This is a genomic window from Kitasatospora sp. NPDC059577 (assembly GCF_042735475.1).
In the GTDB taxonomy this organism is placed as follows: Bacteria; Actinomycetota; Actinomycetes; order Streptomycetales; family Streptomycetaceae; genus Kitasatospora.
Genome location: NZ_JBHWBZ010000150.1, coordinates 1 through 1,572, shown reverse-complemented (window position 1 = coordinate 1,572; position 1,572 = coordinate 1). Strand labels below are relative to the sequence as shown.

Sequence of the window (1,572 nt, the reverse complement as noted above, 5' to 3'; positions counted from 1 at the left end):
GGAGGAGTTGGTGGTGTTCGTGGTCGGTGAGGGTGTTGATGTGGTGGATGGGGGTGTCGGGGTTTTGGGTGATGGTGTGGAGGAGGTTGTGGAGTCGGGTGGTGAGGTTGTGTGCGGTGTGGTGGGTGAAGAGGTCGGTGGCGTATTCGAGGTAGCCGTCTATTCCGGTGGGGGTGCCGTTGGTGTCGGTGTGTTCGACGAATCCGAAGGAGAGGTCGAATTTGGCGATTCCGGTGAGGAGGGTTTGGGTGCGGGCGTGGAGGTGGGGGAGTTGGGTGGTGGGGTGGGGGTCTCCTTGGAGGGTGATCATGGTTTGGAAGAGGGGGTGGCGTGCCATGGTGCGGGTGGGGTTGAGGATTTCGACGAGGCGTTCGAAGGGGATGTCTTGGTGGGTGTAGGCGGCGAGGTTGGTTTCTTTGGTGCGGTGGAGGATGTCGCGGTAGGTGGGGTTGCCGGAGGTGTCGGTGCGCAGGACGAGGGTGTTGACGAAGAATCCGACGAGGTTTTCGAGGTTGTGGTCGGTTCGTCCGGCGATGGGGGTGCCGATGGGGATGTCGGTGCCGGCGCCGAGGCGGGTGAGGAGGGTGGTGAGGGCGGCCTGGAGGACCATGAAGAGGCTGGTGCCGGTGGTGTGGGCGAGGTGGTTGAGCTGGTGGTGGAGTTGGGGGTCGAGGTGGAAGGTGGTGAGTTGGCCGTGGTGGCTGGCTTCGGCGGGTCGGGGGTGGTCGTAGGGGAGTTGGAGTTCTTCGGGGAGGTTGTGGAGGGTTTGGCGCCAGTAGTCGAGTTGGCGGGTGGCGAGGGGGGTGGGGTTGTTTTCGTCGCCGAGGAGTTGGTTTTGCCAGAGGGTGTAGTCGGCGTATTGGACGGGGAGGGGGGTGCGGGTTTCGGTGTGGTGTTCGGTGTGGTTTTGGTAGGCGGTGAGGAGGTCGGTGAGGAGGGGGGTGACGGATTCGCCGTCGGCGGCGATGTGGTGGATGACGATGGCGAGGGTGTGGTCGGTGGGGCTGGTGGTGAAGAGGTGGGCGCGGATGGGGGGTTGGGTGGCGAGGTCGAATCCTTGGCGGATGGTGTGGTCGAGTTGGGTGGGGAGGTTTTCGGGTGTGGTGTGGGTGGTGGGGAGTTGGGGGGTGGCTTGTTCGGGGGTGAGGATGTGTTGGTGGGGGGTTCCTGCGGTGGTGGGGAAGGTGGTGCGGAGGGTTTCGTGGCGGGTGGTGAGGTCGGTGAGGGCTTGGTGGAGGGCGTGGTGGTCGAGGTGGCCGGTGAGGTGGATGACGAAGGGGATGTTGTAGGTGGGGCTGGGGCCTTGGAGTTGGTTGAGGAACCAGAGGCGTCGTTGGGCGTAGGAGAGGGGGAGTCGTTCGGGGCGGGTGGCCGGCTGGAGGGTGGGGCGTAGGTCGGTGGTGGTGTCGTCGCAGTGGGGGGCGAGCTGGGCGATGGTGGGGGCTTCGAAGAGGGTGCGCAGGGGGAGTTCGGCGTTCAGGGCGGTGCGGATGCCGCTGATCAGGCGGGTTGCGAGCAGGGAGTGTCCGCCGAGTTCGAAGAAGTTGTCGTCGATTCCGACCCGGGGCAGGT

At 65.2% G+C, this 1,572-nt stretch carries 1 protein-coding gene; it reads right to left on the bottom strand.

The genetic code is table 11. The features are described from left to right. Nucleotides 1–1,572: condensation domain-containing protein (locus ACFV0O_RS41485; RefSeq protein WP_380350276.1), on the bottom strand; the 1,572-nt coding region annotated here is incomplete at both ends.